Source organism: Salinicoccus cyprini, from assembly GCF_007713705.1.
GTDB classification, from domain to species: Bacteria; Bacillota; Bacilli; order Staphylococcales; family Salinicoccaceae; genus Salinicoccus; species Salinicoccus cyprini.
In genome coordinates, this window is sequence record NZ_VMSJ01000001.1 from 242,260 (window position 1) to 268,066 (window position 25,807).

Annotated in this window: 21 protein-coding genes and 2 pseudogenes; 20 read left to right on the forward strand and 3 right to left on the reverse strand. The window is 39.9% G+C overall.

What is annotated here, in order from left to right:
- Positions 1–141 precede the first annotated feature (141 nt).
- The 11 genes and pseudogenes from FO441_RS01120 to FO441_RS01170 all read left to right on the forward strand — a co-directional run bounded on the left by FO441_RS01120 (position 142) and on the right by FO441_RS01170 (position 12,803).
- A pseudogene (locus tag FO441_RS01120) lies at positions 142–968 on the forward strand (IS30 family transposase).
- A gap of 246 nt (positions 969–1,214) precedes the next feature.
- Positions 1,215–2,564 carry an O-antigen polymerase gene (locus FO441_RS01125; protein ID WP_145284573.1) on the forward strand — a complete coding sequence of 450 codons (1,350 nt, stop codon included), beginning with the start codon at positions 1,215–1,217 and terminating at the stop codon, positions 2,562–2,564.
- The gene (locus FO441_RS01130; protein ID WP_145284576.1) at positions 2,561–3,658 is read left to right on the forward strand and encodes a glycosyltransferase family 4 protein; all 1,098 of its coding nucleotides are present in this window, start codon (positions 2,561–2,563) and stop codon (positions 3,656–3,658) included. Before FO441_RS01125 ends, FO441_RS01130 begins: the two co-directional genes overlap by 4 nt.
- Positions 3,659–3,660: 2 nt before the next feature.
- Complete coding sequence (locus tag FO441_RS01135) at positions 3,661–4,677, forward strand: NAD-dependent epimerase (protein WP_145284579.1); 1,017 nt, start codon at positions 3,661–3,663, stop codon at positions 4,675–4,677.
- The gene (locus tag FO441_RS01140) at positions 4,674–5,825 is read left to right on the forward strand and encodes a glycosyltransferase (RefSeq protein WP_145284583.1); all 1,152 of its coding nucleotides are present in this window, start codon (positions 4,674–4,676) and stop codon (positions 5,823–5,825) included. Before FO441_RS01135 ends, FO441_RS01140 begins: the two co-directional genes overlap by 4 nt.
- Positions 5,815–7,089, forward strand: coding sequence for a nucleotide sugar dehydrogenase (locus FO441_RS01145; protein WP_145284586.1), 1,275 nt, complete (start codon positions 5,815–5,817; stop codon positions 7,087–7,089). Before FO441_RS01140 ends, FO441_RS01145 begins: the two co-directional genes overlap by 11 nt.
- Positions 7,090–7,757: 668 nt before the next feature.
- A complete protein-coding gene (locus tag FO441_RS01150; protein ID WP_145284589.1) occupies positions 7,758–8,900 on the forward strand; it encodes a glycosyltransferase family 4 protein in 1,143 nt (380 codons plus the stop codon).
- A gap of 929 nt (positions 8,901–9,829) precedes the next feature.
- Positions 9,830–10,762 carry a hypothetical protein gene (locus tag FO441_RS01155; RefSeq protein ID WP_145284592.1) on the forward strand — a complete coding sequence of 311 codons (933 nt, stop codon included), beginning with the start codon at positions 9,830–9,832 and terminating at the stop codon, positions 10,760–10,762.
- Positions 10,689–11,378 (forward strand): sugar transferase, encoded by a 690-nt coding sequence (locus tag FO441_RS01160; RefSeq protein ID WP_342782173.1) that lies wholly within the window; start codon positions 10,689–10,691, stop codon positions 11,376–11,378. The genes FO441_RS01155 and FO441_RS01160 overlap by 74 nt, the downstream gene beginning before the upstream one ends.
- Before the next feature lie 280 nt (positions 11,379–11,658).
- The gene (locus FO441_RS01165; RefSeq protein WP_145284598.1) at positions 11,659–11,931 is read left to right on the forward strand and encodes a YciI family protein; all 273 of its coding nucleotides are present in this window, start codon (positions 11,659–11,661) and stop codon (positions 11,929–11,931) included.
- Between the two features lie 11 nt (positions 11,932–11,942).
- On the forward strand, positions 11,943–12,803 hold the full coding sequence (locus tag FO441_RS01170; protein ID WP_145284601.1) for an NAD(P)-binding domain-containing protein: 861 nt from the start codon (positions 11,943–11,945) through the stop codon (positions 12,801–12,803).
- Positions 12,804–12,873: 70 nt separating this feature from the next.
- On the opposite strand, the gene FO441_RS01175 is transcribed toward FO441_RS01170, so the two are convergent.
- Entirely contained in the window at positions 12,874–13,962 is a 1,089-nt protein-coding gene (locus FO441_RS01175) for a CdaR family transcriptional regulator (protein WP_186365436.1), read from the reverse strand.
- A 150-nt stretch (positions 13,963–14,112) separates the two neighbouring features.
- Between FO441_RS01175 and FO441_RS01180 the strand changes: the two genes are divergently transcribed.
- From FO441_RS01180 to nhaC, 4 genes and pseudogenes are all read left to right on the forward strand, one after another.
- On the forward strand, positions 14,113–15,264 hold the full coding sequence (locus FO441_RS01180) for a glycerate kinase family protein (RefSeq protein ID WP_342782179.1): 1,152 nt from the start codon (positions 14,113–14,115) through the stop codon (positions 15,262–15,264).
- Positions 15,261–15,362, forward strand: a pseudogene (locus FO441_RS01185) (2-keto-3-deoxygluconate permease); the annotation flags it as partial. The gene FO441_RS01180 and the pseudogene FO441_RS01185, both read left to right, overlap by 4 nt.
- Positions 15,363–15,475: 113 nt before the next feature.
- Positions 15,476–16,570, forward strand: coding sequence for an NAD/NADP-dependent octopine/nopaline dehydrogenase family protein (locus FO441_RS01190; RefSeq protein WP_145284610.1), 1,095 nt, complete (start codon positions 15,476–15,478; stop codon positions 16,568–16,570).
- Between the two features lie 24 nt (positions 16,571–16,594).
- Positions 16,595–18,022, forward strand: coding sequence for a Na+/H+ antiporter NhaC (gene nhaC, locus FO441_RS01195; RefSeq protein WP_145284612.1), 1,428 nt, complete (start codon positions 16,595–16,597; stop codon positions 18,020–18,022).
- Between the two features lie 197 nt (positions 18,023–18,219).
- Here the strand turns inward: nhaC and FO441_RS01200 are convergent, their stop codons facing one another.
- Both FO441_RS01200 and FO441_RS01205 read right to left on the reverse strand, forming a co-directional pair.
- Complete coding sequence (locus tag FO441_RS01200; RefSeq protein WP_145284615.1) at positions 18,220–19,347, reverse strand: M20 family metallopeptidase; 1,128 nt, start codon at positions 19,345–19,347, stop codon at positions 18,220–18,222.
- 32 nt (positions 19,348–19,379) lie between these two features.
- Positions 19,380–20,270, reverse strand: a complete 891-nt coding sequence (locus tag FO441_RS01205) for a LysR family transcriptional regulator (protein WP_145284618.1) — start codon at positions 20,268–20,270, stop codon at positions 19,380–19,382.
- A gap of 177 nt (positions 20,271–20,447) precedes the next feature.
- On the opposite strand from FO441_RS01205, the gene FO441_RS01210 reads away from it, so the two are divergent.
- The 5 genes from FO441_RS01210 (at position 20,448) to FO441_RS01230 (ending at position 25,793) form a co-directional block, all read left to right on the forward strand.
- A complete protein-coding gene (locus tag FO441_RS01210; RefSeq protein ID WP_145284621.1) occupies positions 20,448–21,605 on the forward strand; it encodes an iron-containing alcohol dehydrogenase in 1,158 nt (385 codons plus the stop codon).
- Positions 21,606–21,713: 108 nt separating this feature from the next.
- The gene (locus FO441_RS01215; RefSeq protein WP_145284624.1) at positions 21,714–22,301 is read left to right on the forward strand and encodes a TetR/AcrR family transcriptional regulator; all 588 of its coding nucleotides are present in this window, start codon (positions 21,714–21,716) and stop codon (positions 22,299–22,301) included.
- Between the two features lies 1 nt (position 22,302).
- The gene (locus FO441_RS01220) at positions 22,303–23,664 is read left to right on the forward strand and encodes a purine-cytosine permease family protein (RefSeq protein ID WP_145284627.1); all 1,362 of its coding nucleotides are present in this window, start codon (positions 22,303–22,305) and stop codon (positions 23,662–23,664) included.
- The gene (locus FO441_RS01225) at positions 23,651–24,721 is read left to right on the forward strand and encodes an S-methyl thiohydantoin desulfurase family protein (protein WP_145284630.1); all 1,071 of its coding nucleotides are present in this window, start codon (positions 23,651–23,653) and stop codon (positions 24,719–24,721) included. The genes FO441_RS01220 and FO441_RS01225 overlap by 14 nt, the downstream gene beginning before the upstream one ends.
- Positions 24,722–24,725: 4 nt before the next feature.
- Positions 24,726–25,793, forward strand: coding sequence for an S-methyl thiohydantoin desulfurase family protein (locus FO441_RS01230; RefSeq protein WP_145284633.1), 1,068 nt, complete (start codon positions 24,726–24,728; stop codon positions 25,791–25,793).
- Positions 25,794–25,807: the final 14 nt, after the last annotated feature.

Here is a 25,807-nt window from a genome sequence, read left to right on the forward strand (position 1 = left end):
CTTCCAATATTATTTAGCTTAAAAAAGTTTTTAATAAATGACGATTGTAAAATTAACCTATAAACATAAAAAGGTTTGCGTATGATACACTCAAAATGATTTTCCGACAAAAGAAATCTGAGGAGTGATCATGCACGACCCATACCCACCTATCTTGCTACTGATGAACTGGTATTCATAGAAGCCTATTTCTATCACGGCACCCCCGTGTACTAGATTGCGAAACGACGTAGTCGTGCCCGGCAGATAGTCCACACTGTCACCATGCATTTCAAGGCGGGGCGCATCGTTATAGAATGCTATCAGCGTCAAAAGAAAAACAAAAACGCTGTGATAGAAAACGGATTATCCTACCAATCGACCAGAAAAATTTATTTAAGTAGGTGGCTCAGGACTGGACGCCGGATGTCATCGGCGGGATGTCAGGCCTTCAGACGAAACATCTCCGAAAGAATAAATGACTATGCGACGAATAATAAGGAATTTGGCCAACTCGAAGGCGACACCATTGTCAGGGTGCGACACAAGAGTGCTGTCATCACACTGGTTGAACGCCAATCCAAGATTATTATCACGATAAAACCCCAAAGCCGGACGGGCAAGGCCATCAAAACCGCCATCAACGCTTGCTGACACGGAATTACCAGAAATTTGTTCATATTCATCGCCTTCGACTGTAGTAAGAAATTCTCAAACTGGCACTCGATGAGCAACCAGAATAATCTATCCATCTACTTTACTGATCCGGGAATGCCGTCACACCGAGGATTGGATGAATATTCCAATGGACTGCTCAGAAAAGCCGAACTGCCTAAAGACATGGATTTCACCACGGCCGATGAGACTTTTGTCTCGTCCGTAGTTGCAAGAAGAAACTACGTACCGAGAAATCATTGGACTACCTACCGTTACCGTTGGAAGTGTTTTTTAGTTACATGGGTGATAAGCAACTATCTAGCTTATTTTGACAAACGAAAAGACACAAAAAAGAGAGTATATTAGCAATTATATAATGAGAAATAAGATGGTGTTCTCTGATTTATAAAACAAGTTTTATAGTTTTATAATTATATGGATTATAATTTTAATGAAAATACTAGTTATTAAGAATTGTTATCACGCTAATTTATAATATATATTGTATAAGGAGGTCTATATAAATAGTAGAAAGTGCTAAATGATATAATTAATAAGATTTAAAGGGGATTTTAATAATGAGTTTATTAGAAAATAATGAAAAAATAATTTTATTTTGTGTGATTATGTTTAACTTTCTTATTTTTTTAATCATAGGAAATTTATTACTTAAATCACAAAGTAAATTAAAATTTCTTCACCCTGGTTGGATTATTTTAGTATCCCTTTTTCTTTATAGCCAGATTACACCTATATATTTATTATTTGTTAATATTACTAATATTTCTAATCAAATTTTTCTTTCGCTATATAATTTTAATGACTTTTTGAAAATATACTTATTATATACTTTTGTTGCAATTCTCATCTTATTATGCGAAATATTTATTTTATATTATTTAAAAGATAAGAAAGAAGAAAAATTAAAGCTGAAGATAAATCTCTCAAAAAGTTTAGCAGTTCTCTATATAGGATTTTTCTTATTTGCTCTGGCTGTTGTAATGTTTATTTATAGTTATAATAGCTTAGTAAATATAAATGCCAATTTAATTTTCGATAAAGTTGAAAGAATTGAAAGCAATAACATTAGCTCTTTAATTAGCTACATAAATCTATATATGGCTTCTTTTATTTTCTTATTTATTGCGTTTTTTAATTCCAATAATAAAGGGCTTAAAACAAGCATTATTTTTCTTTTTATAGTAGCTAGTCTAGTAGTTTTTTATATGGGAACTACTCTTCAAGTATTATTAATGATAATAGCGTTTGTTTACATCGGAAAAGCTTTCGATAAAGTTAACGTAGCTAAAACGATTAAGTATATTATTGTTATTCTACCTATCTTCTTTGTCCTAATGAATGTTTCTGAAACATATAGAGAATACAAATTAAATTTAACCGATAACTTCACAATATTTAGTTTACCTGATTTAACTACTTTTGAAAGTGTCACTGGCTTTATTTCAGGATTGATACTTTTGAATTCAGATTACATTATAGAAAGCTATGGATTGATAGATTTTGTATTAGGACTTTTCCCTGGGTCAATCCTGAATTTTATCAATTATGAACATATACCAATGACGACATTAATAGATAATTCTTTTGCTGTTTCTTCTTATAGTACTTATGTTCCGACTTTACCTGTGAGTATGTTACCTTATATAGAGTTATCCGTAATAATAATTCCTTTAATCTATTTAATAGCATTTTTCATAATTAATATCCTAACTTCACGAAGCATAAGTTTATTTGTAATATCTACAATATTTTATATTGATCTTTTCTATATGATTAGAATAAATATTGAAGCATGGCTAGGTAAACTAAGATTAGATATTTTTGTACTTTTAACATTTATTATATTATATAAAATAAGTGAAAAAATTCTCAGGAAATACATATCTGTTAGGAGGATAAAAATATGAAGTTAGTGTATATTTCAAGCTCGATACTATTTTCTGGAAGTGCGAACTCACTTCATGTTATGAAAATGGCCAACAGTCTTTCTAAAAATGTTAATAATGTTACTTTAGTAGTAAGAGGTGTTCTTAATAAAGAAAACTATTATGAATACTATGATGTAACACAGAATTTTAAAGTGATAAATTTTAACGTGTATAAGCACAAAATATTGGCACCTTTCATGTATATGTCCAAAGTGTTTATTAATTTTTATAAATTAACAAAGGAGCAAGATACATACTTTTTTGGTAGAGATCTTTTGTCATTAGCTGGTTTATCATTATTCACAAGAAATATAGCAATTGAAGTTCATGATATTCCTAAATCTTTAATTAAGAAGTTTATTTTAAAAAAAGCAGTAAAGTATAATAAGTTTAAAAAAGTGGTCGTTATAACTGATTCTCTAAAAAGGGACTTAATTAATCTCACAAAAATTGAAGAAAATAGAATAATTGTTTTGCATGATGGATCAGATATTCACTCTTTTTCAAAATTTGAAGATAAAAATCAAATAGGATACATTGGAAGTGTGAATCGAGGTAGAGGTATTGAATTGATAGTAGAATTAGCGACAATACATTCCGATAAAAAATTCCACATTGTTGGAGGCACTGAAAATGATTTGAGAAATAAACTTGAAATAGATATGATTCCTAAAAATCTCATTTGTCATGGTTATTTATCTCAAAAAAAAGTGAAAACACTAGTTGAGAAATTTTATGTTGTTTTAGCACCTTATCAAGAAAAAGTTGGAGTTGTTAAAAAAGGAATAGATACCTCTAGGTGGATGTCTCCAATCAAACTATTCGAATATATGTCATATGGGAAGGCAATTATAGTTTCTGATTTACCAGTCTTAAAAGAAGTAATTAGAGATAATTTTAATGGGTTGATAGCTAATCCAAGCGATATCGAAGAATGGTCAAGAAAAATTGATTTACTGTATAAAGATGAAAGCACACATGCTGAAATAAAAAGTAATGCATATAATACCTTGGTTGAAAACTATACATGGGATAAACGAGCAGTATCAATAATAGAAGAGGTGCAAAACTAATTATGAAAATACTTATTACCGGAATAGCGGGCTTTATAGGATCACATCTTGCAAAAAGATTACTTAAAGAAAATCATGATGTCGTAGGTATTGATAATATAAACGACTACTATGATGTAAATTTAAAACGCAACCGCCTAAATACTCTACTTGAAGATAGTGTAAAAAATTATGAGACGAATCTTTCAGATAGTGAAGAAGTAATGGAAATATTTAATAAGGAAAAACCAGAAGTAGTAGTTAACCTTGCAGCACAAGCTGGTGTGAGATACAGTTTGGAAAACCCTCATGCGTATATTACGAGCAATATAAATGGATTTATGAGCATTCTTGAAGGTTGTAGACATAATAACGTTGGCAATTTAATTTATGCATCGTCGAGCTCTGTCTATGGTGCTAACACTTCTAAGCCATTCTCAACTTCAGATAACATTGACCACCCCCTCAGTTTATATGCAGCAACTAAAAAGTCCAATGAATTAATGGCTCATACTTATAGTCACTTATACAATTTACCTACAACAGGTTTACGATTTTTCACTGTGTATGGTCCTTGGGGTAGGCCTGATATGGCTCTCTTTAAATTTACTGATGCTATTGTAAATGATAGAGAAATTGATGTTTATAACCATGGGAATATGATGAGAGACTTCACATATGTTGATGATATTGTCGAATCAATAACTCGACTAGTAAATCGCCCTGCACAACCTAATCCTAAATGGCGCGGAGATAATCCTAATCCAAGTTATAGTTATGTTCCTTATAAAGTTTATAACATAGGTAATAATTCACCTGTACGTCTTATGGATTTTATAGAAGCTATTGAGAACAGAATAGGTAAGACTGCGAAGAAAAATTATATGGATCTTCAGGCAGGGGACGTTCCTGAAACTTATGCAAACGTCGAAGACTTATACAACGATATCGAATTTAAGCCATCAACTAGGATACAGGATGGAGTAAACAACTTTGTGGATTGGTACTTAGAGTACTACGAGGTAAATGATAATCAATGAGATTGACATTTATCCATGATCATAAGTTTGTTTTTGACAATGGGCATTACTATTCGTCAGGAAAATTTTCTAAACAGATGTTAGAAAGATATATGGTAGGACCAGTAAGTGAAATACAGTTTATCGGAAGAGTCCAAGAAAATTTGTATGATATTAGTTCTTTAAGTGTTACGTCAAGCGATAATATAAAGGTGAATCCAATGAAATTTTTAAAAAGGAAGAGCCACTTTATTACCAAAAAAAGAGCTATAAAGAGTTTTTTAAGAAATAATATATCTGATAAAGATGTAGTTGTTATTAGACTTCCAAGTGAAATAGGTTATATTGCAGCAGAGATAATGGAAGAAGGAAATATTCCTTATGGAATAGAATTAGTTGGAGATCCTTGGGATGCCTTATGGTTTCATGGTTCTCTTATAGGTAAATTAATGGCTTTTACTAACAAAAATAAAGTGAAGAAAAGCTTAAAAAAATCTAAAAATAATATATATGTAACAAGAGAATACTTGCAAAAAAGGTATCCTTCAAAAGGGTCAAATTTTATCGCCTCTAATGTTTTTATAAACCAAATAAGAAAAGATTATCAAGTTTATGATAGAACTGTTAAAAAAATAGGATTGATAGGAAGTCTAGATACCAAGTATAAAGGCATTGATACTGCTTTAAAAAGTTTATCTATAGTAGAAAGCAACTTTGTATTTGAGATCGTTGGTAATGGTCCTAAAGATAAATGGCAAAGAAAAATAAATAAACGTGGCTTAAAAGACAAAGTGCAGTTAAAAGGCACTTTAAAAAACGGGAATATGGTTAATGAGTGGCTATCTTCTTTAGATTTATATATCCAACCTAGTTATACAGAAGGTTTGCCAAGGGCATTAATTGAAGCAATGTCAAATGGTGTTCCTTGTCTTGGGTCTCAAGCAGGTGGAATTCCAGAATTACTAGATAAGAAGTATATTCATGAAATTAAAGATTTTAAAAGTTTTGCTAAACAAATTGATAAAGTACTTAATAATAAAAATCTGAGAGAAGAAATGTCATTAGAAAATATACTAAAGGCGAATAATTACTTAAGTAAAAATATACAAGCGGAAAGAGAAAGATTTATCAAATCTATTTATGAGGAGTCTCAATATTATGGAACGTAAAATTGCAGTAGTTGGATTGGGGTATGTAGGGTTACCAGTTGCGGTGGCGTTTGGAAAAACTCAAGAGGTTATCGGATTTGATATCAATGAAAATCGTATAAAAGAGCTACAATCTGGTTATGATCGTACAAATGAAGTAGAAAAAGAAGATTTGGAAATAACGAATGTTAATTACACTGCTAATACTGAAGATCTAAAGAAAGCTGATTTTATTATAGTTGCTGTACCAACTCCAATAAATAAAAATAACCAGCCAGATTTAACACCGCTTCTTAAAGCGAGTGAAACAGTTGGATCTGCTCTTACAGAGGGTACCATTGTCGTATACGAATCAACTGTTTATCCAGGGGCTACTGAAGAAGATTGTATGCCGGTTTTGGAAAGGGCTTCGGGACTTAAATGTGGTCAAGATTTCTTTGTAGGTTATTCTCCTGAACGTATTAATCCAGGTGATAAAGAACATACATTTGAAACGATTACTAAAGTTGTTAGTGGACAGACGCCAGAAGTACTAGAAATAGTGGCAGATGTGTATAGTTCTGTTGTAGAAGCTGGAGTACACAAAGCAGCAAATATCAAAGTAGCAGAAGCAGCAAAAGTTATAGAAAATACACAGAGAGACTTGAACATTGCTCTAATGAACGAGTTGGCTGTGATTTTTAACAAAGTAGGAATAGACACAAAGGACGTTCTAGAGGCTGCAGGTACGAAATGGAACTTCTTGAAGTTTACTCCTGGTCTAGTTGGTGGGCATTGTATCGGTGTCGATCCATACTATCTTACACATAAAGCGGAAGAACTTGGGCACCACCCAGAAGTAATACTCGCTGGTAGAAGAATCAATGATAATATGGCAAATCACATTGCATCATCAATAATTAAAGAAATGCTGAAAAAAGGAATTAGTGTTGTCAATAATACAGTAAGCGTCCTTGGTTTAACATTTAAAGAAAACTGTCCTGATTTAAGAAACACTAAAGTTATAGATGTTATAAATGAGCTTAAAGATTTCGGTTTAAACGTAGCAGTCCACGATTCCGAAGCAGATTCCAAGGAAGCAAAGAAGTATTACAATATCGATTTAAAGGAAAAAAACGAACTAGCAACTACAGATATTCTTTTATTTGCAGTACCACACAATGAGTATAGAAACAACATAAGAGAGTATTTAGATCAAGTTAACGAAAATGGAATAATATTTGATATAAAAGGTATTGTTGCAGATGCAGATATAAAAGAAAAACAGTCTATCTGGAGACTTTAAATGAAGTCTAAAGTGATACAAGTTGTTGCTATGGATTACTCAATAAGTAAACTGATGAGTAATCTAATTAAAGCTCTAAATGATGCGATCGATGAAGTTCATATTATAACTAGTCGAGACCCTCATAAAATTTATTAGAGTCTCAAGGTTATATGATTCATGAAGTTAATATCGATAGGCAAGTAAAACCCATAAGCAACTTAAAAGCTATGAAAAATTTATCTAGAAAGGTTAAAAGAATAGGGACTTATACTTTCATCTACCTATACCGATTGTCTCTCAATTAGCAATAGTGGCAAGAAGACTCACTTAAATTTATTTCATGACTTACAGATATAACGCATCAAACGACAAGTGGTAATCCAAGAAAATTTTTGACTACTAAAAATGACATGAGTGTTTCGTCAATGTAACCAAAATATAAAACAGGTACAAAGTGTCATGCGCTAAATGTTTCTATTCCCTCTCTAGATAGGAGAATTCAGCCACCATAGTACTTTCATAAGCTCTGGTTTAAGTTTATACCTTATTGGCAAATTAACTTATAATTTGCGTAGCTATAATAGCATCAAGGTTTTATTTAAAATATAGCTTTGTATTAAAAAGTTAAATTTAAAAATGTTTCTATTTATACATTTGCAAGACAAATATGGAGTGGTATTTCAATTATGAAAAAAAGAAATGAAGTTATACATCTAGTAACTGTTTCAAAAAGTCTATATCTTTTAAGAGGCCAATTAGAATACCTAAAAAATAAAGGATATAAAATATCACTTGCTTCCAGTCCGGGCAAGGAACTTACGGATTTTAATGAGACATCTAGAAAATATACTATACCAATGGAAAGAGAAATCAGTGTTTTTAAAGATGTCTTTTCACTCATTCGGTTATTAAAACTTTTTTTGAACAAGCAACCTCTTATTGTCAACAGTGGTACTCCAAAAGCTGGTTTGCTGGGGATATTAAGTGCTTACTTAACTAATGTGCCAATTAGAATATATACTATGAGAGGTTTGAAATTACAAACAACAAAAGGTGTTAAGTTTTATGTCCTATGGTTGATGGAAAAATTGTGTTGTACATTAGCAACAGATGTTTTATGTATATCGAAAAGCATTCAAGAAGAAGTTATAAAGTTGAAGCTGGTAACTAGAGATAAAACAGTTGTACTAGGTAATGGTAGCAGTAATGGAATTAATATAAGTCTTTATCCTGAGAAGTTTAACACGAAGGAGTTAGTTATAGATAATTATAACCACAATCTATTCACTTTGGGATACATTGGAAGGCTAGTTAAAGACAAAGGTATTGATGATGTAATACAAGTTTACCAAAGTTTTAAAAATCTTGGATATTCGTGCCAACTCTTACTAGTGGGAAGCATAGAAGAAGGCGATCCAATAAGTAAAGAATCTTATGATGCTATAAAAGAGGACAAAAACATAGTTTATTTACCTCATCTTTATAATCCTAGTAAATATTATTATTTAATTGATGTCTTTCTTTTTCTAACAGCCAGAGAAGGATTTGGCAATGTTAGTATAGAGTCGCAAGCTGCAAGTACGCCTGTGATAGCTTATAATGTCACTGGAGCAAAAGACACGATTCAAAATGGAAAGACCGGCTTTATTATAGACAAAGGCAACGTTGAAGAAGTTCTTGAGAAAGCTATTTATTTCTATAATAATAGAGCAATACTACAGAAATATGGTGAAAATTCAAGGGAATTCGTATTAAATAATTTTAGTAATGAAGTGGTTTGGGATGAGATGGATCAATTCTATCAAAAAAGAATCAATGAAGTGAAGTGACATGAAACAACTCTTAGTTGTTAATACTACCTCCAAATACGTAAAGCTTAAAAACGGTGGATAAGAATATTTTTGGTCAAAACTTATTTAATTATGTTAGTTTTGATTGAATTGATTTTCAATCTATTATATATACTGCTCATGGATTTCCTTTCATGATGATGTGTCCAAAAATAACTGCAAATTCTTCTTTTCAGTAGAAAAAATGATTGAGATATTTCACAGCTAGATTATAATTCTTATACAAAGTAAAGAGAATTATAATCTAGCTGTGAAACCCAAGTTTCGCTCCGAAGGGAGAATGCTATGGATAAGTAATGGTATAGAGTTAAAGGGTAAATTCGAGTATGCTAAATTTGCAAATAGTAACTTGAGAAAAAAGACTTATAATTCAACGATAATGACTCTATAGTGACGTTTATAGAAAGACTTGTAAAAGCAAAGGCGTTCTGAATCTACTTGAAGCTATATGAACCTACCTGATAATATCAAAGTAGTCATTATAGGAGTATTGCCTGAAAAAGAATGGGATACAACTGTTAATGAGAAGGTAAAGTAATATAAGAGAAGTGAAAATCTAGTTTTCGCAGAATAAATTAGCATATGAATGAATATTTTATGCAAGTGATGTATTTTGCTTCCCTTCGTATCGTGAATGAATGCATAGATTCATAATAGAAGCAATGCCAATGAAAAATGCTATTATAGCCACGAAAATCCGAGGTTCAAGAGAAGAAGTAATGATAGAGATTCTGGTTTCCTTATTGACGGCAAAACAAGAGTAATATCTGAATAATATTAGATTTATATAATGATAAAGTAAAATTGAATAAAATGCAGGAAAGTAGCTATAATAGAGTCCACGCATTTTATAACAAGGAACATATTATAAGTCGTCAACTAACAATATTTGAAAGTGTGGTTAAACAATGAATTTTATATTTGTTAGTACAACTTCAAAACATAATAAAGAGTATTTAGAATTACCGAATAAAATGGTTTTTGAAGGAGCGAGTTTAAACTTTCTTGTTAGCAATCTAGAAGTACTTGAAGAGATAATAGAAAAACATGATAAAAATGAGACCCTATTTTTATTAGATACTGAAAAGAAACAAGGTTTATCATTATATGACGAAGCGGATATTTCTAATAAAATTGATTATAAACCTAACGATTTAACAATGGAAGCGGCAGACCTAGCTGTAATTAATTATTTTGGAGATAATATTCAGAGTAAAGCCGTGGCAATATACGGGACTGGTAATATTGCTTTTAAAGTGGCGCTCAGACTCTCTGAAAGAAATATCAAGGTTTTTCTTTATGGTCGGAACAAGGATAAAATTAGGGTTTGTATAGATGCTTTGAAACAGGTCAGCTTTGATTCGAGTTTGATAGAATACGGAAACAATAAAACGAAAGTAGATGGTTTACTTAGTTTTGTAAGTGCTGAGGAAATTATTGGCGAAGAATTTTTAGCTATTCTTAATCAAACATCTATTTGTCTTGATGGCGGTATAGGAAACTTTTCTAAGCAATTTATTAAAACAGCATTAAAAGTAGGGCATGAAGTGAGGAGACTTGATGTTAGACAGTCACAGGAAATTATGGAGGGTTACATCAAGTCACGTTTCAGTTCAAGATTTAACAATATAATAGGTAGAGATAGAATAAAAGGTATATCAGTAGTAGCGGGTGGCATAATGGGTCTTGATGGAGAGTTGATTGTCGATAGAATAACAAAGCCATCGAAGGTTGTAGGTGTCGCAAATGGTATAGGGGGGGTTAAAAATGATGCAGATCTCAGTAATGAAGAAAGAGAGAAAATCAAAGCAGTTCAATCGTATATTGAACAGGGCATCTAAGAGACTGCTTGATGTAGGAGTTAGTGCAGTAGCCCTTGTAATTGTAAGTCCTATAGTAGCTTATACTTCATTTAAAATAAAAAAAGAAGATCATGGTCCAATCTTGTTTAAACAGAAGCGAAGCGGTCTAAATGATGAAACATTTGAGATGTATAAGTTTCGTTCAATGAAGGTCAATAATAAAATAATAGGTACACACTCAACTCGGAATGAAGATCCTTATGCAGATTGGAAAGGTAGAGTGCCTGATAATTTTGTTTTTAAAAGTGCCTCTGGGCATAACCCTAATGTAACTCAGACAGGGGAGTTTATACGAAAGTACTCCATTGATGAATTGCCTCAACTTATTAATGTGTTGAAGGGCGAAATGAGCATTGTGGGTCCGCGACCTGAGATAATACAAATAACGAATCACTATGATGAAGAGCAGAAAAGGCGCCTCGAAGTAAAACCAGGGATAACCGGATGGGCTCAAGTAAATGGTAGAAGTGATATGAACCATGGAAAAAAAATTGATTATGATTTATGGTACATAGAGAATGAAAACTTTTGGTTAGATATAAAAATTTTATGGCTCACTTTTGTCCAAGTGGTCAAAGGTAAAGGGTCTGTATAGAAGTAAGACGGATAGACTAGTAAGTAATCACTACATATACATTTTAAAATTATCGAATTTTTAGTATGTTTAATCGGATTTTAAACGCTCTTTGTGACAGGCCAATTATACTATATACAATAATAGTTCTTTACCAATCTCTTTTATGAACATTGTACTTCTCAGTGCATTTACTCATACTAGAGTTTTTTTATTATGTTTATTTATAAAAACAATATAATAGATAATACTAAAATTTCTGTTATTATTAGCATGTATCAACTATAAGGAGGAAACTTATATGAAGTACTTTGCAGTTTTTTTACCTATGAAAGATCAGGAGAAAAGCAGTACGTTTAGAAACGACCATCTCAACTTTTTGTCTGATCTTAGAAACAAAGGGACTGTTTTTATGAACGGCAAGTTTTCTGATGGTGCAGGGGGTCTGGTAATTTACACTGGAGACAGTCTGGAAGAAGTGACTAAGATTGTTAAGACGGATCCTTACATCATCCATGGTGCGCGAGATTATGAGATTCATGAATGGGAAATGGTATCAAATCATAATTTCTAAGGGGTGTTCTTATGAATGTGGGGTTTATCGGACTGGGTATCATGGGAAAGCCGATGTGTGCCAATTTACTGTCTGAGGGGATAAAAGTATTTATAAGCAGTAGCAAAGACAAAACAAATCGTGAGCTCGAAGAGAACGGTGCAGTCGTAGTGGAGAGTCAACTACAGGTTGCCGAGAATTCGGATGTGCTTATTACCATGCTGCCGAATTCCGAAGATGTCTACGAAGTGATTATGGAAAGTGGTCTGTATAAATCGTTGAATCCTGAAACCATCATTGTGGATATGAGTTCAATCACGCCTAAGATGAGTATGGAAGTATCAGACGTCGTCAGTCCTTTAGGTCACCAGTACATCGATGCACCTGTCAGTGGGGGAGAGGAAAAGGCGATTGAAGGGACGCTATCAATCATGGCCGGCGGTGATGAAGATGCATTCAGTAAAGTGAAGCCTCTACTGGAAATTATGAGTGGCAGCATCACACACATGGGACCGGTCGGGTCTGGCAATGCAACGAAACTGGTCAACCAGATTATTGTTGCCAACAACATCATTTCTCTGTCGGAAGGGATGTCGGTCGCTCGAACACTCGGGCTTGATCTGGAACGAGTCTACAATGCCATCAGTGGTGGCCTGGCGGGCAGTAGTGTAATGGACGCCAAAACGCATCGAATCATCAGCGGCGACTATAGTCCCGGTTTCAAGATGAAGCTACATATGAAAGACCTGAATAACGTTTTCGAAAGTTTGGATGACAATGATGTGAATCTTCCTGTAACCGATAAGACAAGTGAAATAATGAATGCCCTTCTTGACGAAGACATGCAGGAACTCGACCATGGTGCGCTGTATAGATATTACGAGAAGGACTGAGACTGTCACGTAGTATGAGTAAAATACTTATCAAGTTTGTTTGAACCTGATAAGTACTTTTTGTATTCCGCTATCTATTGGATCGTCTATATATCCATATCGCAACTTGCAGTACGAGCGCTTCTTCAAATACTTTGGGATTATAGCCCGTATCCTCGATAATCTTATTCAACCGATAGATCAGCGAGTTTCTATGCATGTAATTTTTATCAGATGTCTTCTGGATATTCAAATCATTCCTAAAAAAGGTTTCAAGCGTATCAATCTGCCGTTCATCCAGATTACCGAGCACCCGGTTTGAAAATCTTTCACCGATGTCCTGATCTACTTGATAGAAGATTGACTTTGCTTCTATTTTAGAGAAGGGAATGACCTGATGGTTCGGGTTGCCGATATCCAGAGCGATTTCGCATTCCTTATACGCCTGGTTGAAGTCAGCAAGTGTATGGAAGGGAAGGCTGATACCGATTCTAAATGTAATGCTGTTCTCTCTGAAGAGATTGACTATGACCTCTATCTCATCATCTATATTATTGCCTGCTTCGCTGTTGACTGTGATGAGCAGACGATTGAGGTTGGTAAAGCCAATGATGCTTCGGTTCAGATTGATGTTCTTTTCCACCATTTCTATAATCTGCCTGTTGGATATATCCCTCTCTTCCATCTGGACGGTCAGGGAAGTGAATGGTGGATCCAGCTTCAGGCCGAGCAGTTTCTGGTTCTGATCGATGATACTTTGAGAAGGCGCCTGTTTCAATAGCTGATCGATCAGTGTATCTCTCGCATGCTGCTTCCACTCTGTCTGCAGATCCAGATAGTCCTGCCTGATCATCAGTTCTGTTGTCATCTTGACCAGCTCCCCGATATTTCCCACTTCTTTAGGATCCCCTGTAATGCCGATTACACCGATGGTCTCTTCCATGAAGACAATAGGCAGGTTGATGCCAGGCTGTGTGCCTTCCCACTCTTCGTTGGAATGGATGACGAGTGTCTGATTTGTTCTTAGCACTTCCAGCGCGCCCTGGTGAATGCTACCAAGTCTCTTTTTATCAATGGAAGAGATGATAATGCCTTCAGTGTCCATAATATTGATATTTCGATCCAGCCGGTTGGATGTCTCTCTGACAATTTCCTTTGCTATTTTTCTCGTAATCACCATAGTATTTCTCCTCATTGGTCATAGTATACGAAAATTGATATTTACATCGCTATTAATTCATATACTATGTCCATATACAACTTTAGTCAATATTTATATAATTTAGACATTAGTTTGTAAGCGTTTTCTAGGAGGGGTATTTTGAAGGTTGTGATAGCACCGGATTCGTTCAAAGGCAGCTTAAACGCAATAGAAGTCGCAGAATCGATTGAAAGAGGCGTCAGGCGGGCATATCCCGAAGCCGACACATTGAAACTGCCAGTCGGTGACGGTGGTGAAGGTACGATGGACGTTCTCGTAGCAGCGACTGGCGGCGAGATAAGGACACTGGAGGTAACAGGTCCTTTGGGTAACAGTGTAGAAGCGTCTTACGGCATTATGGGAGACAGAGAGACATGTGTCATTGAAATGGCATCTGCTTCAGGACTGCATCTCGTTTCACCAGACAATATGGACGTATTGAAAGCGACAAGCTACGGTACGGGGGAACTCATCAGACACGCACTTGACGAAGGTTTTTCTTGTTTTGTTATCTGCATCGGAGGTTCGGCGACAAACGATGGTGGTGTCGGCATGTTGCAGGCATTCGGTATGAAGATCTACGACGAACAGAATTCTGAAATCGGTTTCGGCGGGGGAGAGCTACATAGAGTAAAGACACTGGACCCGTCAACATTAGACCACCGCATCAGTGGCTGCAGCTTCATTATTGCTTCGGATGTACAGAATCCACTTATCGGACCGGAAGGCGCCTCACATATCTTTGGACCTCAAAAAGGCGCAACGGAAGCGGATGTGGCTGCACTGGATAAAGGCATGTCGAACTGGGCTGACTGTGTTCTCAAGACTACGGGAGTGAAACTGCATGACCGTCGCGGTGCAGGAGCAGCCGGTGGCATCGGCGGTGCCTTCCAGGCTTTCTTTCCAAGTGACCTGCAGAGTGGCATCGACGTTGTGCTTGATCAGATCAAACTTGATGCACAGCTTGAATCTGCCGACCTGGTCATCACCGGGGAAGGCAGGGTGGATCACCAGACCATTTTCGGCAAGACACCGATGGGTGTGGCACAAAGAGCACAGCGATTGGATATCCCGACGGTAATTGTTGCAGGATCTGTCGGTGAAGGGGCAGATATTCTGCACGACCTTGGAGTCATCGGCATCCACAGCATCATCAATGAACCCATGACGTTGGAACAGGCGATGGAGAATACAAGCCGATTATTGGAGAATACAGCATTTCAAGTGACGCGCTCTCATTTTTATAAGGAAACAGTAGAAAAAGGGGGATTACATGTATGAATATTAAAGACACTGTTGAAAAAGTACCAGGCGGACTGATGGTAGTACCACTCTTGCTCGGAGCGACATTGAATACGATCGATCAGCTGCATCTGCCATCAACATTTATAAAGAACAGTTTAATATACAAATTAAGCTGTTTGTTTTATTCAGAATATTTACTGTGCTAGTATTTATTTTATGAGTCTTTACTATCAAAGGGGAGTATTTTATGAAAGTTAACAAGGTGACGATTATTGGCGCTGGCAACGGTGGAATTACTGCTGCAGCTGACTTAACGGACAGGGGATTCGATATTCAGTTATTCGAAATTCCTTTATATGAGAAGAATCTCGAGGGTATCAGACATCAGGGAGGGATAAATTTAAAAGATGAAAACCGTGAGAAGTTCATCGAATTCTCCAGTGTGACCACCAATATTGCAGAAGCCGTTCAAGATGCGGAAGTCATCATGTTGACTGTGCCAAGTTTTGCAATTGAAGATATTGCGGAAATTCTTGCGCAACATGTGAAAGAGCATCAGGTCATTTTTATCAACGGGGCCGGTACCATGGGGTCACTGAGGTTTTTAAACAAAGCAGAACAGATGGGAATACATAAAACGTACAGGATATGTGAAACTAATTCACTGACTTATGGCACCCGCGCGTTTCCCGAGGAGGCCAGGGTTGAAATATCATTATATGTGAAGAAAATTTTCTTTTCCGCATTTCCTGCAACTGAAACAGAGGAACTGATGAATATATGTTCGCAAATATACGATTGCCTTGTTCCTGCAGAAAATATATGGCATACGACTTTGGAAAATGGGAATCCCGAAGTGCATCCCGGACCAGCGCTTTTGAATGCAGGCCGGATTGATTATTCAAACGGGGATTTTTATTTATACAAAGAAGGCATTACGGAACATACCGTCAAAGTGTTGAGAGCAATCGAACAGGAACGGCTGGCCATCGGCAAAGCTTTCGGATTTAGGCTGGAGAATGCTATAGAGAGCAGAGCTGGGAGAGGTTATTTTTCCGATAATGGTAAGGATTTACAAACTCTTTTCAATACAAGTGAGGTTTATTCCAAGATCAAAGGACCTGTAGCTGTCAATTCAAGGTATTTCACTGAAGACATTTCCACCGGACTGGTTTTATGGTCCGACTTGGGAAGAGTGGCCGGTGTCAAAACGCCCAACATTGATTCTGTTATCACTTTGGGTAGCACCATATTGGAAGAGGACTTCTTTGAAACCGGAATCAATTTGGACAAACTGGGTTTCGGTGATTTTACATTGAGTCAGTTGATCAGTACCGTATAACTCAACCATAAAGGGGATGCATACATGAAAAGGGAACCGACATTTTTTGAAGCAATCTCATGTTTTATCGTTCTAGGAATAGTCATTGGTGTAGGTTTTGGGATATATGGTATTCCGATTCAGCCACTATTGTTAATTTCTGCAGCATATGCTGCATTCATTGCCTACCGTGTGGGGTTGGGATGGAAAGCTATGGAGGAAGGCATAATCAAAAGACTGACGACTGCCATGCCCGCTATTTTCATCATTTTCACGGTCGGCATCATCATCGGCACATGGATATACTCTGGCACTGTACCGATGTTGATCTATTACGGCTTACAGATCATAGATCCTGCTTATTTTCTGGTTACTGCATTCATAATTACGGCAGTAGTATCTGTTGCAACAGGTACTGCCTGGGGATCGGTGGCAACTGCTGGTGTGGCGCTGATCGGCATAGCAATGGAATTGAATGTACCACTCGGTATTGCTGCTGGAGCAATCATCTCCGGAGGTGTTTTTGGGGACAAACTGTCACCCCTGTCGGATACCACTAACTTGGCTGCCCTGGTAGTCCAAGTGAATTTATACGATCACATCAAACATATGCTATGGACAACGGTGCCTGCTTCGCTTGTTGGTCTGATCGTCTGGTTTTTTGTCGGTATAAACATCGATTATTCCACCGGATCAACGGGTGGCAGGACAGGGCTGACCGAAGAACTGTCTATGATATTCGATTGGAACATTTTCATGCTACTTCCTTTCATTTTCGTGCTGTGGGGTGCAATGGCCAAAAAACCTGTAGTACCCATGATGCTTTTATCTTCAGTCGTTGCAGTCCTGATAGGAATATTTTCTAATGGATTTTCCTTAGTTAACGGTATTACAGCCATGGCCGACGGATTCAGCATTGGAATGGTTGAAGCGGCAAATTTTAATCCGGACAATTTATCGGAAAGTGTAATCTCACTTATTACAAGAGGTGGTTTATTCTCAATGACCACCATCGTGGTGACGATATTTTGTGGATATGCTTTTGCGGGCATTGTAGAAGCTTCGGGATGTCTTAATAAAATTCTTTCAACGTTTTCTTCCTCCATCCAATCGACATGGCAACTGGTCGGTATTACGGTTCTAAGCAGTCTGATTATTGTCCTTACGGCGGGTGTGGCATCAGTGGCCATCATCATGGTGGGAGTTCTCCTGCAGGATGCCTATACTGAAAAAGGATTGCATCATAAGAATCTGTCCAGGAGTCTCGAGGATTCGAGTACTATGATCCTGCCGTTGGTACCGTGGGGCGTTTCCGGAATATACTATATGGAAGTGCTCGAGGTTTCAGTAGCAGATTACTGGATTTGGGCAATACCATGTTACTTATGTATCGTATTCGCCATGATTAACGCATCCACGGGTCTTGGGATTGCCAAATCACGAAGTAGTAATGAAGTGCTAGATACAAAATGATCCGAAAAGATTTTTTAGCTGCTTGTCTGATTCGAAGAAAAAATAATAACCTTACAGAGAAGTTTTAGAATTTATAAGCCCTTTCAAAATGGCCACTTGGTAAGTGGAGTTTTTGAAGGGGCTTTTAGCTGTTCACTAATCATTTGATATTTAACCAACTTCTGCGAGTAAGCCTTTTACTTTTCATATCTTTCTCTTTACAGTGAAACAATCAAACTGCATAGAAAGCTCGCTCTTTCGGGTACTTCATCCACTACAATATGTTCATTCTGGGCATGGATGCCTGCGCCGACTGCTCCAAGACCGTCAAGAGTGGGCACGCCCAGGTTTGCAGTGAAGTTGGCGTCACTGCCGCCACCGACGAATTCGTCTTTAATTTCACCCATCCCGATGTCATCAGCGGCTTCCTGTGCAACTTCGAGCAGGTCGACAGTGTTTTCATTTTTCGTCATGGGAGGTCTATTTATGCCGCCAAACACTTCCACCGCGATGCCTTCCGTGTAGGCGGACAGGCTGTTCATGTAGTCATCTATCCTCTTTTGCTCTTCTTCCGTCTCCACGCGTACGTTAACACCGAATCTGGCATGGTCCGGGATGACGTTCAGCTTCCCACCGCCTTCGATGCTGCCGACGTTGATCGTCGTTCCCTTGTCATAGTCGGTCAGCGACTCGAGTTTCACGATGTGCTGTGCCGCTTCCTTGATCGCATTGACGCCATCCTCATGGTTGTTGCCGGAATGGGCTGCTTTGCCGTAGATGTCGACATAGTATCTGGAAGAACCTTTCCTGCCGGACTTAAGCGCTTTGGTTCCAGCTACAGGGGGTTCCGTTACAAGCGTGGCAGTACTGTTCAATGCTTCATCGGTGATCAGTTCTTCAGAAGAAGGACTGCCCACCTCCTCATCGCTTGTACAGAGAAAGACGATTTTTTTGTTTAAGGACAGTTCCAGATCTTTAATGGCTTTTAAGGCCCATATTGTCTGGACGAGTCCACCTTTCATATCCAGTATGCCTGGACCATATATACGATTCTTCTCCTCCACCAGCTCCAGATCGCCTTTATTCCACACAGTGTCGTAGTGGGAGAGGATCAGGATCGTCTCATCTCCTGTACCATACTCGAATCTGAGATGGTCGCCGTACTCATCCTGTACGATTTCCTCCGCCTCATACCCGAAGTAGTCCTTCAGCAGCAACTGGATTCTCTTTTTGCATTCATCCGCAAGTGTCTTGTTGTCGGTGGGGGAATCAGCTTCCACGATAAATTTGATATCCTTGATAATCTGTTCCTTGTTCTCTTCCATGAATGTTCTTATTTCATCCATATGTACTGCTCCTTTGTTTTGGAATGCGTCATTCATACGCTTTGAATATGCTCGTGTGCAACATCTATAAAAGCCTTCAGTGCGGGCGATATCCATTTGTTCTTATGCCAGAACATCTGGATTACTATGTCCAGGTCGTTCCCTTCCCAATCCAGTTTCCTTATACGTCCTTCCTGGATTTCCTTTCTTACCACAACCTCCGGAATCATTGCCACACCAAGGTCCGCCATGACACATTGCTTGATGGCTTCTATATCTCCGAGTTCAAGCCTGCGCTTCGTTTCTACTCCAATCTTTAGCAGCATTTCTTCGAATGCAGTACGGTAGTCGCACGCTTCTGTCAGTAGCAGCTGCTGGCCGGACAAATCCTCACTGCGGATGCTTTTCTGATCGCCTAGCGGATTGGTTGTGCTGCAGATGAGTGCCATCGTTTCCTCTTTCAGTTCTTTCACAATGAGGGAATCACTTGTCAGCGTCTTCATCGACAGGAGAGCGACGTCGATCTGTCCTTCAGAGATGAGGGAGAGGATTTCCTTTTCATAGACAGCAGGCCTGAATATCAGTTCCACTTTCGGATATTTTTCCTGGAAATCCTTGAGAATTGCAGGCAGACGGTATGTACAGTGGGTCTCCGAAGCACATATTGTCAGAATACCGCTTGGCTCGCTGTTATTGCCGATGATGGCGGAAGCTTCCATGGTCAGATCGAGAATCCTGTCTGCGTAGTTCTGCAGATTTCTACCTGCTTCCGTAAGAATGACTCTTTTGCCGAGCCTTTCAAATAGCTGTACCCCAAGCTCTGTTTCGAGTGCTGTAATGTTTGCCGTGATGCTCGACTGAGCATATCCAAGCATCTGGGCTGTCCGGGTGAAGTTCAGTTCCTTGGCGGCAGTCTGAAATATGAGAAGCTGTTTAATTTCCATGCGGTTATCTCCTTTCATAATCGGTCTAGACGATTGATTTGATCGAAAAGTTTCTATATATCTATTTAAATTATTTGAATATAATGACTATATCACTTTTACGCATCCATTACATTGAAAGATTTGAGGATGAAAGCGATCCTCCAAATGGAAATATGATCAGGGAGGAAAACTTATATGAATTTCGAGTATTTCTGCAATACAAGAATCAAGATGGGAGCTGGGGCGTCGAATGCACTTGCACCCATCATGGCTGATATGATCAATCCGGATGCGACGGTGATGATTGTCAGTGACCCGGGGGTCAGAAAAATAGGACTGGTAGATCCGATAGAGGCGCATCTGACAGGTTCAGGATATAAAGTTGTTCATTTCAATGAAGTGTCACCGAATCCGAGAGATCACGAATGTCTTGCAGGAGCGGAAGTGTTCAGACAGGAAGGTACCACTGCACTTGTCGCGATCGGCGGAGGCAGTCCGATGGATGTTGCCAAGGCCATTGCACTTCTCGGCCCGAATGGCGGCAGCTTTGAGGACTATATTGAAGGCAGGGTGACATATGCCAATGTCGCACCGCTCATCTGCATCCCGACAACAGCCGGTACTGGATCCGAAGTCACCCGTTCCGCTGTCATCACTTTGGCTGAAACGCATACGAAAATTACACTGAAGCATGAACTGCTACGACCGGACGTAGCGATACTTGATCCGGAACTGACGGTATCGGTGCCCGGGTCCATCACCGCAGCAACCGGTGTCGATGCACTGGTTCATGCGATTGAAGGCTATACATGCAAGCTGACGAATCCGGTGTCCAAAGCGATGGGTGCAGCGGCAATGAAGGAAATTGTGGAATATCTTCCGAAAGCCTACAGGAATGGTGCAGATTTTGAAGCCAGATCGAAGATGCAGGAAGGCAGCCTGCTCGCTGGACTCTGCTTCGGTTCTGCCGATGTCGCTGCGGTCCACTGCCTGGCCGAGGCACTGGGCAGTCTGTATGATACGCCGCATGGTATTGCCAATGCCATATTCCTGCCATACGTCGTCCAGTACAATGCCGAAGAAGACAGGGCACTGCACGCCGAACTCTCAAGAATCATGAACTTTGCAGATGAATTGGATTCCGAGACGGTGGCGATCGATAAGATGGTACGGGGACTCTATGCATTCACAGAACAACTCGATATACCAACGCTTGGAGAATTATCGTATGTCAAAGCGTCGGATCTTGAACACATGGCGGAAATTGCAGAACGGAACGGATCGACGCCAAGCAATGTACGTCCGATTGCGAAAGTGGACTATCTGAACATACTGGAACAGGCATTTCTCTAAGGTATCGGATGATTGACAGGACTTTTTTTAATTCGAATATGTCAGAAAATATTTACTAATCTAATTTTTTGTGGTATGCTACCTAACAAATATTAGGTAGGTGATGATGTGACCAAAGACAAGATTCTCGCTTCAACGCTCAAGCATCTTTCAATCTATGGATATGAAGGGACGACAATGAAGAACATCGCAAAGGACTGCGATATCAAGGCCGCTTCCATCTATTACTTCTTCAAGAACAAGGATGAGCTTGTCAATGATGTACTGCTGAAAGTGCTATCCAACCATTTCAAAGCGATGACGGACGAGTATTTCAAGCATGAGGATGCAAGCCTCGAAGTCCGTCTGGAAGCCATGCTTGCAAAGATTGCAGCCCACCACCGTGAAAACCGCTCAGAGACATCGGTCTATCTCAGACTGATGGAGAGTACAAACGACGATTTCAAGATGGAAGTGGAGCAGTACCTGGAACAATATAACCACTGGCTTTACGACAAACTGTATGCCGATATCAAAGCCGAGTACAGGGAAGTGGATGATACATCTGCCGGCGACCTGCTTGAAACGTTCCTGCTGATTGGGAATGGGATCTTCTGGGGCAGCATCATCTATTCCGATGCACGGATGGAAAAGGAAATCGCTCATGCAAAAAAACTGATGAATCTGGCTCTTCGAGCCATGCTGAAGGAGGCATAATATGAAAACACAAGCAGTTGATAGCACCATTAGTAGCAATGTAAGAAACAAGGAAGCACAGCGTCTGATCGAGGATTATGAAGTACGCCCGGTACCGGAATCGGAAAGGCAGGGCTGGTTAAAGCTTACAATGGTGTGGATTGCGGGCATCATCGCTCTGTCAGCGACTGCACTTGGCGGCGCACTTGGCAGTGGCATGAGCCTTTCCCAGGCAATTATCGTATCGCTTGTCGGAACATTCCTGCTCGCCATCCTGAACATTTTGTGCGGTATTCCAGGAAACAAGACCGGCTTATCGACATCTATGATCTCGTCTTTCGCAATGGGGCGTTACGGTGCCTATCTCGTATCCGTCGTCATCGCGATCTCCTTGTTCGGATGGTTCGGCGTCCAGCTTGACCTTTTCGGATCGAGTCTGCTGAACGTCATCCAGTCGGTCTTCGGGATTGAAGTGAATCGTACGTTACTTATGGTCATCGGAGGTATATTGATGACGGTGACCTCGATGATCGGATACAAGGCGATTGAGAAACTGAGCATCGTGGCAGTGCCGCTTCTCGGCATCCTACTTGTCGGTTCCACCATCATCGTGTTGAACAACTACTCATTGTCTGAACTGAACAGCGCGGCGTTGGCTGCAGAACCGATCACACTCGGTGCAGGCATTTCGCTCGTCATCGGTTCACTGGCTGTCGGTGCCATCATCGCACCGGACTTTTCCAGGTATGCAAGAGGGACGAAGGACACAGTCATCTCTTCACTGCTCGGCTATTTCATCGGCTATTCGATTGTCCTGCTGATTGCGATCCTCCTGGCCAAAGCAACAACAGAAGTCGACGTAGTGGCCATCATGATCGGCATCGGCTGGGGTACAGGCGGCATGCTTGTACTGATACTGGCCCAGTGGACGACAAATAATACGAACCTCTATTCATCAGCACTCGGCTTCTCGGTTGTATTCAGATCGGTACCGAAATACATCATCACCATCTTTGCCGGCATTGTCGGTACGGTCTTTGCCATCACCGGCATCTATACGAACTTCATCACATTTCTGAATGTACTGAGCATCATGATTCCGCCGGTCGGCGGCATCTATGCAGCGGACTTCATCATGCGCAGACATGCCTATGACTTTGCCAAGATCGACCTGATCAAGAAGGTGAACTATTATAGTATCGGCATATGGGCAATCGCCATATTCTTAGCTTTCGCAACTTCAGCGCCACCACTTGGCTTTGCATGGTTCACATTGACCAATGCACCGGCAATCGATGCCTTCATCGTCGCCTTCATTCTTCAGATTGGTGCGAGCAAATGGCTGATGGATGACGGGAAAGAGGTCGGCAATGAAGTATCTTGATAAGCAGGATATGGATAAGCTTGCAATCGGTGCAGCGCTTCTTGGCACCGGCGGGGGTGGTGATCCGTACGTCGGTAAACTGATGGCCCAGCAGTCCATCGATAAATACGGGCCGGTACAGATGATCACAATCGATGAACTGGCAACGGATGCCACTGTTGCGACATTTGCGATGGTAGGTGCACCGACTGTGCTCGTTGAAAAGATACCGAACTTCGAATCATTTGATATCCTCTATGACGAATTTGTCAAATACAATGGTGATAAGATCGATGCTGTCATGCCGATCGAAGCGGGCGGGGTCAATTCCATGATCCCGATCATATTCGCAGCCATCAAAGGGGTACCGCTCGTCGATGCCGATGGCATGGGACGTGCATTCCCGGAAATGCAGATGGATACATTCAACGTCAATGGCATCCACAATACACCGGCTGTCTTCGCTGATGAAAAGGGAAATACGGCCATTCTGAATACAAGTGACGGACTATGGACGGAGAAGATTGCACGCAGTCTGACGACTGTCATGGGCGGATCCATACTGAATGGTGTCTACTTGCTCAGCAGGCAGGAACTCCACGATTATGCCATCCATCATACTGTATCGACGTCCATTGCGATTGGTGAGACGCTGATGACTTCCAAGCAGCCGATTGAAGATCTGCAAGTATTGCTTGGCGGCACGATTCTATTCCGAGGCAAGATCCAGGATGTGGCGCGCAGGACGGATGGTGGATTTGTAAAAGGTACTGCCACCTTGACGGGTCTCGATGCAGATAAGGATGCGACATGCAAAATTGAATTCCAGAACGAAAATCTGGTATGTCTGGTGGATGATGTGCCGCGCTGTACAACACCGGATCTGATTACAGTGCTTGATCTCGAAACGGGCATGCCGATTACGACCGAAGGCTTGAAATTCGGCGCACGCTGCGTTGTGTTTGCACAGCCGGCAGACGACAAATGGAAGACGGAAGCGGGCATCCGGACAGTGGGTCCCGGATACTTCGGCTATGATTATGACTATATCCCACTCGAAAAAACAGTTAAAGGGTGACATGATGCGTTATATCGGTAAAGAAGAAATAGAAAAGATGGCAATTGGCGCCGCACTTCTTGGAACAGGGGGTGGCGGTGACCCGTTCATCGGCAAGCTGATGGCACTGCAGGCCATTGAAAAGTATGGCCCTGTCAAACTGCTCAGTGCAGATGAACTCGATGATGAAGCACTCGTAGTTCCTTCAGCAATGATGGGTGCACCGACGGTCATGGTCGAAAAGGTGCCAAGCGGCAATGAATCGATTGCTGCGTTCAATGCACTTGAAGAATACCTTGGCAGGAAAATTACAGCAACCATGCCGATTGAAGCAGGTGGCGTCAACTCCCTGCTGCCTTTTGCACTGGCAGCGAGAGTCGGTCTGCCGGTAGTGGATGCAGACGGCATGGGCCGTGCATTCCCTGAACTGCAGATGGTGACATACTATCTCGATGGCATCAATGCCTCACCAATGGTGCTGGCGGATGAGAAGGACAACTCGATTGTGCTGAATGCTGTTGACGGTGTATGGACGGAGAAGATTGCACGTGCCGCGACAATGACGATGGGCGGTTCCCTGATGAATGCCATCTATCCGATGAGTGGAAAGCAGGCAAGGGAATCATCCATCATCGGTTCACTATCGTTTGAAGAGAAACTTGGTGACATCATCATGACCTCCAAGCAGCCGATCGATGACCTGGTCGAGGCAACGAATGGCTACATCCTGTTTGAAGGGAAAATCCGTGATGTGGAACGCGCCACGGATGGCGGCTTTGTGCGAGGGAAGGCCGTGTTTGAAGGGATGAATCAGAACAAGTCATCCGAGTGTACACTCGAGTTCCAGAATGAAAACCTGATCTGTCTTGTGGATGGACAGCCGAAATGCCTCACACCGGACCTCATCACTGTACTCGATGCGGAAACCGGGATGCCGATTACAACAGAAGGTCTGAAATTCGGCATGCGTGTCGTCATACTCGGCATGCCGTGCGATCCGAAATGGCGTACGGACAAAGGCATAGAAACGGTGGGTCCCGGCTACTTCGGCTATGACTTCGAATATCAGACGATTGAAGCATTAAATCAGTGAAAAGGAGAATTTTA